The sequence below is a fragment of the Microbacterium hydrocarbonoxydans genome (assembly GCF_000956475.1).
GTDB classification, from domain to species: Bacteria; Actinomycetota; Actinomycetes; order Actinomycetales; family Microbacteriaceae; genus Microbacterium; species Microbacterium hydrocarbonoxydans_A.
Genome location: NZ_JYJB01000006.1, coordinates 299,893 through 305,892, shown reverse-complemented (window position 1 = coordinate 305,892; position 6,000 = coordinate 299,893). Strand labels below are relative to the sequence as shown.

The 6,000-nt window shown below is 69.8% G+C and carries 4 protein-coding genes; 1 reads left to right on the top strand and 3 read right to left on the bottom strand.

What is annotated here, in order from left to right:
* Positions 1 to 34: 34 nt before the first annotated feature.
* Together RS84_RS04935 and RS84_RS04930 are read right to left on the bottom strand one after the other, a co-directional pair.
* A complete protein-coding gene (locus RS84_RS04935; RefSeq protein WP_045256632.1) occupies positions 35 to 1,075 on the bottom strand; it encodes a LacI family DNA-binding transcriptional regulator in 1,041 nt (346 codons plus the stop codon).
* A 3-nt stretch (positions 1,076 to 1,078) separates the two neighbouring features.
* Positions 1,079 to 2,299, bottom strand: a complete 1,221-nt coding sequence (locus RS84_RS04930) for a mannitol dehydrogenase family protein (protein WP_045256631.1) — start codon at positions 2,297 to 2,299, stop codon at positions 1,079 to 1,081.
* A gap of 135 nt (positions 2,300 to 2,434) precedes the next feature.
* Between RS84_RS04930 and uxaC the strand changes: the two genes are divergently transcribed.
* Entirely contained in the window at positions 2,435 to 3,847 is a 1,413-nt protein-coding gene (uxaC, locus tag RS84_RS04925) for a glucuronate isomerase (RefSeq protein ID WP_045256630.1), read from the top strand.
* Positions 3,848 to 4,048: 201 nt separating this feature from the next.
* On the opposite strand, the gene RS84_RS19275 is transcribed toward uxaC, so the two are convergent.
* A complete protein-coding gene (locus RS84_RS19275; protein ID WP_052676219.1) occupies positions 4,049 to 5,992 on the bottom strand; it encodes a chondroitinase-B domain-containing protein in 1,944 nt (647 codons plus the stop codon).
* Between the last annotated feature and the right edge of the window lie 8 nt (positions 5,993 to 6,000).

Below are 6,000 nucleotides of genomic sequence, written 5' to 3'. Positions count from 1 at the left end.
ACGAACAGGTGGGGCGCCGGGAGGAACCCCGGGTTCAGCGTGCGGCGGGGCCCGTGGAGCCGCGCACGACGAGCGTGGTCGCGAGGTCGAAGCCGTCGGCCGAGATCTCGGCGCCGGTCACGCGCGCCAGCAGCGCCGCCATCGCGTGATCGCCGCCCTCGCGCAGGGGGGATTTGACGGTGGTGAGGGCGGGAGAGGTGAAGTCGGCGCCGAAGATGTCGTCGAAGCCGACGACGCTGATGTCGGTGGGGATGCGGATGCCGGTCTCGACGAGTTCCTGCATGAGGCCGATGGCGATCAGGTCGTTGTACGCGAACACCGCCGTGGCCTCGCTGTCGCGGACCGCCACGGCTGCGCTGCGCCCGCCGGCCACCGTGGGTGCGACCGGGTCGAGGGTGACGAGCTCGATGTGCGCCCACTCGCACCGCTGTGCGAGCAGCTCGCCACGGCGACGGGCCATCCACGACAGCGCCGGCCCGGGGACGTACGCGATGCGCGAGTGCCCGTGCGAGCGCAGGTGCCGGACGGCCTCGGCGATGCCCTGCTGCACGTCGGGGACGACGGAGAGCACGTCGTCGACTAGACGGTTCACGACCGCGACGGGCTTCTGCCGGGCGAGGGCGGTGATCTGCTCGTCTGACATGCGCGGCGTCGCCAGCAGCATCCCGTCGACCATGCGCAGCATCCGCTGGGCCCGCTCGTACTCGCGTTCGTCGGATTCCTCCGACTCGGTGAGGACGAGGGTGTACCCGGCGCTGGTGGCGGCGGCCTCGGCTCCGCGGATGACGTCGAAGAACACCGGGTTCGTGATGTCCGAGACGACCAGACCCACGATCGAGGTGCGCCCGGTCGGCAGCGCCCTGGCCATCGGGTTGACCTGGTAGTTCAGCGTCTCGGCGGCCGCCCGGATGCGGCGCTCCGTCGCGGCGCTCACCCGGCCCGGCCGATTCAGAGCCCGTGACACGGTCGAGGGATTCACCCCGGCGAGTTTCGCGACGTCGTAGATGGTCACGCTCTCCGAAGGAACCGTGTCGCCGGGCGTGCCGAAGGCATCGACCGCGGTGTCGTCTGCCATGGTCTAACTCCTCACTGCCGCGCCGCGCAGCGGGGCGCGGAGCGTGCTGCCCTCCAGCCTACGGATCCCACGGTCGACCGCGGCGCGCATTGCGTGCGCGGCGGCATCCGCTTCGCGGAGTACCTCGTCGATCTCTGCCGAGGAATGCCCGCCGTGCACGGCCCAGGCGGCGATGACGGATGCCGCGGCATCCGCTCGGTCCCCCGCGGCGAGCGCGTGCTCGAGCACCGGCACGATGCGCACCGGCAGCTTGTGCGCGCCGTCCATCGCGATCTGCGCGAGCCGGTGGCGGATGCGGGGATTCTCGAAGCGCGTGCGCGTGGCGGCGATCGCCTCGTCGATCTCGGCGCGCGGCAGCGCGCAGGTGGCCGCGGCGCTCTGCCAGTACTCCTCGACGAGCTCGCACAGCTCGGCGTCGGCGAAGGCGCTCGCGACGTCGTCGAAGCCCCGGAGCAGACCCTGGTACGCGAGCAGCGAGTGCGCGCCGTTGAGTATGCGGAGCTTGCGCTGCTCGAACGGCGCGAGATCGGGCGTGGTGCGCACCCCGACCTGCTCCCAGGCGGGCCGGGGGCCTGCGAAGCCCTCTTCGATCACCCATTCCGAGAACGGCTCGGTCACGACGGTCCCGAGATCGCGGATGCCGGTGAGCCGCTCGACCTCGTCGATGTCGGCATCCGTCGTCCTGGGGGTGATCCTGTCGACCATCGAAGACAGGAATGCGACGTTCTCGTCGATCCAGTCGGCCAGGCGGTGATCGATCGCCATCGCGGCGTCGAACACCACGGCGCGGGTGATGCCGCCGTTGTCGGCGAGGTTGTCGCAGCTGATGACGGTGAGGGGTCCAGAGCCGGCCGCGCGCCGAGCCTGCAGCCCCTGGGCGATCCGCGCGGGGGCCGGGCCGTCGCGGTACCCGGCCTCGGTGATCGTCAGGGTGAGGATGTGCGTGTCGGGGTCGGCGATGGTCGCCTGCCACGAGGCGGTATCCGCACCGTCGTGCACCGAGCGGATGCTGCGCACCTCGCTGAGTTCGTCGCCGCCGGCACCCCTCGTGATGAGTGTGTATGCGCCCCGGCGGGCCTGGAGCAGACGGGCCTGAGCGACCGACCGCCCGGTGAAGGCGGCGATCCGCCATGGTTCGGCCATCGCGGCGGCGCGGTCGGTGTACCAGGCCTGATGGGCCCGATGGAAGGCGCCCACGCCCAGGTGCGCGATGGTGTGCGGCATGCCGTCTCCTCGTGTCAGCGTCGACCTCGTCGTCGACTCCGACCATTCTATGGCAAACGGTTGCCATAACCGGTGGAAGAACGATACGGTCGTCTCAGGGATCACGCGTCCCCCGCACGACCGCAGAAGGACATCATGCCGACCACGAAGATGCATCCGGATCGGCTGTTCCCCAGCGATCCCGCCACCCGCGACGTCGCCCGCGAGCTCTACGCCGCGGTCGCCGATTCCCCGATCTGCTCCCCGCACGGGCACGTGCCGGCTTCCCTCCTCGCCGAGAACGAGCCCTTCGCCTCCCCCACTGACCTGCTGATCACGGGCGACCACTACGTGACGCGTGTGCTGCACGGTGCGGGCATCCCTCTCAGCACGGTGCAGGCGCCCGCCGGGGAGCCGCCCGTCGACCCGCGAGACGCATGGCGGGTGCTCGCCGCGCACTGGCATCTGTTCCGCGCGACGCCGGTGCAGTACTGGCTGGAGTATCAGCTCGGCGAGGTCTTCGGCGTGACGACGAGGCTCTCCGCCGAGACCGCGGATGCCGTCTACGACGAGGTCGACGAGAAGCTGAGAGAAGACGCGTTCCGCCCTCGCGCCCTGTTCGAGCGCTTCGGCGTCGACGTGCTCGCGACCACCGACGACCCTGCCGACGATCTCGCCGCGCATCGTGCGCTGGCGGCCGATCCGAGCTTCCACGGCCGGGTGCTCCCGACGTTCAGGGCCGACCGGGTGATGGATCCGTCGGCTCCGGGCTGGCTCGTCGCCGTCGATCGGCTCGCCACGGCATCCGACATCCCCTGCGACACCTACGAGGGCATGCTCGCGGCCCTGCGCGCCCGGCGCGCGTTCTTCCGCTCCGTGGGCGGCACCTCCAGCGACACCGGGGTTCCCGACGCGTGGGCCGTTCCTCTCGACCCCGCCGAGGCCGCGCGCATCCATCGCGCCGCATACCGCGGCCGCGCGACGGCGGCCGAGGGTGTGGCGTACCGGCGCGACATCCTCTACCGACTGATCGAGATGGCAGCGGATGACGGCATGGTCATGCAGCTGCACCCCGGCGTGCACCGCAACCACCACGCTCCGACGCTCGCCAGGCACGGCGCCGACACCGGCCACGACATGCCGCTGCCGACCGGCTTCACCGAGCCGCTGCGGCGTGCGCTGAACGACTTCGGCACCGGCACCGAGCTGCGGCTCGTGCTGTTCACGGTCGACGAGACCGCATTCTCACGCGAGCTCGCACCCCTCGCCGGCTTCTACCCGAGCGTCTACGTCGGGGCGCCGTGGTGGTTCCTCGACACTCCGGACGCGATGGAGCGATACCGCCGCGCCGTCACCGACAGCGCCGGCTTCGCGAAGACCTCGGGCTTCATCGACGACACCCGGGCCTTCTGCTCGATCCCCGCACGGCACGACATGGCCCGTCGCGCCGACGCCTCATACCTCGCATCGCTCGTCGCGACGCACCGGCTCAGCGAAGCGGATGCTGCGGAGATCGCTCTCGAGCTCGTCAGCCGGATCCCCTACGACACGTTCCGCATCCCGCGCTGACCGGCGGGCCGGAAGCCCGGTGGCGGCCCTGCCCGTTCACAACTCCTCAGATTCCGCCCTCGGGCGCCTCTCGAGCGGCGGGATCGCGCGGCACCGCACGGGAGCAGAGCTCGTTCTTGAGGAATTGTGAACCATCGCGCGACGGCCCGAACGCCAAGAGGCGCCGGACGAGAACCTCGCCCGGCGCCTCCTCCCCTCCGGTCAGGGGGCCGTCGGGCCGACGACCACTGTGGTCAGGGGCGCCCGGGTGGCCGGGCTGGTCGTGACCTCGTGCGCACCGACGTCGTAGACGCCCGCCCGCTGGCGACCCTCGATGTCATCCGTCACCCAGGTGCCGTGATCCGTCATGAACGCCGCGTTCACCGCGGGGCTCGACGAGCCGATCTTCCACACGCCGGTCGCATCCTGCGCGAGCTGCGGGTTCACCCGCGTGTAGCCCACCGTGGGGATGTTGCCGTTGGCGGCCGAACCCCACAGGATGTTGCCGCGCCAGTAGAAGTCCTGCATGAGCGGGACGCTGGCGAGATAGCCGCTCGCCCCCTGGACGATGTTGTCCACGATCGTGACGTTCAGCGGCGGGACCGTGCGCTTGGTCTCGCCGAGGATCCCGTTGGAGTTGTTCACCAGCGTGTTCAGGCCGATGCGGATGCGGTCCGGCGCATCGTACTGCTTGCGCGACGTCTCGCTCTCGCCGACGAAGTGGTCGCGCACCGTGCCCGATCCGATGACGATGCCGGCAGCGTCCGTGCCGGTGACCCAGGAAACGTAGTTGTTCATGATGACGTGGTCGTTGCCGTAGATGCGGATGCCGTTGCCGCCGTTCAGGATGTAGTTCGACAGCACCTTGTTGCCGTTTCCGTGCCGCAGCACGATGCCGCCCTTGCTGTTGCGGATCGTGTTGTACCGGATGGTGTGGCCGCTGGATTTGACCGAGATCGCCTCGGGATCGCCATCAGCGTGTTCGAACAGGTTGTACTCCACGATCGCGTTGCCGCTGGAGAGCGCCTTCGGGCTGGTGCCGAGACGGATGGACTCGCCGCCGTTCGTGCCGGTGAAGGTCTGGTCGGAGAAGTAGTTGTGGTGGATGTGGGTGTTCTTGGCGACGGTGTCGGTACCGGGCCCCTCGATGCCGAGGTAGACGCCGATCGTGCTCTTGCCGTGGAACCAGTTGTAGGCGATCTCCGAATCGTCGGAGCGGACGATCAGGTTGTGCTCGGCGGACTGGGCGAAGACGAACTCGTTGCGGACGAAATCCACGGCCTTGCTGCTCGAGCCCACGTCCATCGTCGTCGACTGCGTGAACCGGAACCCCTGGATGCTGATGTCGTGCACGCCGGAGAAGGAGAAGCTCGACGCTCCGGTCAGCGTCACCCCGCCGACGGTCTCGGCCTTGATGGTCACCGGCTCAGTCGAGGTTCCTGAGGCGCCGGAGCCGAGGCTCACCGCCGAGGACACGCTGTAGCTGCCGTTCTTCAGCACGATCGTGTCCCCGGGGTCGGAGCTGTCGATCGCGCTCTGCAGAGCAGAGATCGACGTGACGGTCGTGGTCTGTCCGGTGCTGCCCGTGCCGCCGCTGGACCCGGGCGTGCCGTAGACCTGGAGTTCGTAGAGCGAGTATCCGTAGGAGGTGCCGCGCGCGGTGCCGTAGACCCGCAGGTAGCGGCCGGTGCCGCTCAGGCCCGTGATGTCGTCGGTGCCGCCGTCGCCCGCGGTCTCGTCCTTGAGCGTGGTCCAGTTCGTGCCGTCGGCCGAGATCTGCACCGTGTACGTCGACGCGTAGGCGGCCTCCCAGTTCAGGAGCACGCGCGAGACGGTGGCTCCCTCGCCGAGGTCGACGGTGATCCACTGCGGGTCGATGCCTTCCTGGCTCGCCCAGCGTGTGGTCGAGGATCCGTCCACAGCGGCGGATGCCGGGAAAGACGACGTCTCCAGAGAGGACGCCGTCGCAGGTCGGCCCTGCGAGATGAGGGTCTCGGCGAGCGGTCCGACCTCCGCGGCGGTCAGCGGACCAGTCTGCCCCGCGGGCAGGGCGAGCGCTGCCGGTTGCGGGGCGATCTCGGCGGCGCCGGCCATGGCCGGCACGCAGGTCAGCGACAGAGTCGCGGCGGCGAGCACCGCGATGACCCGTTGTGTGGTGTTCATCATGCAGTTTC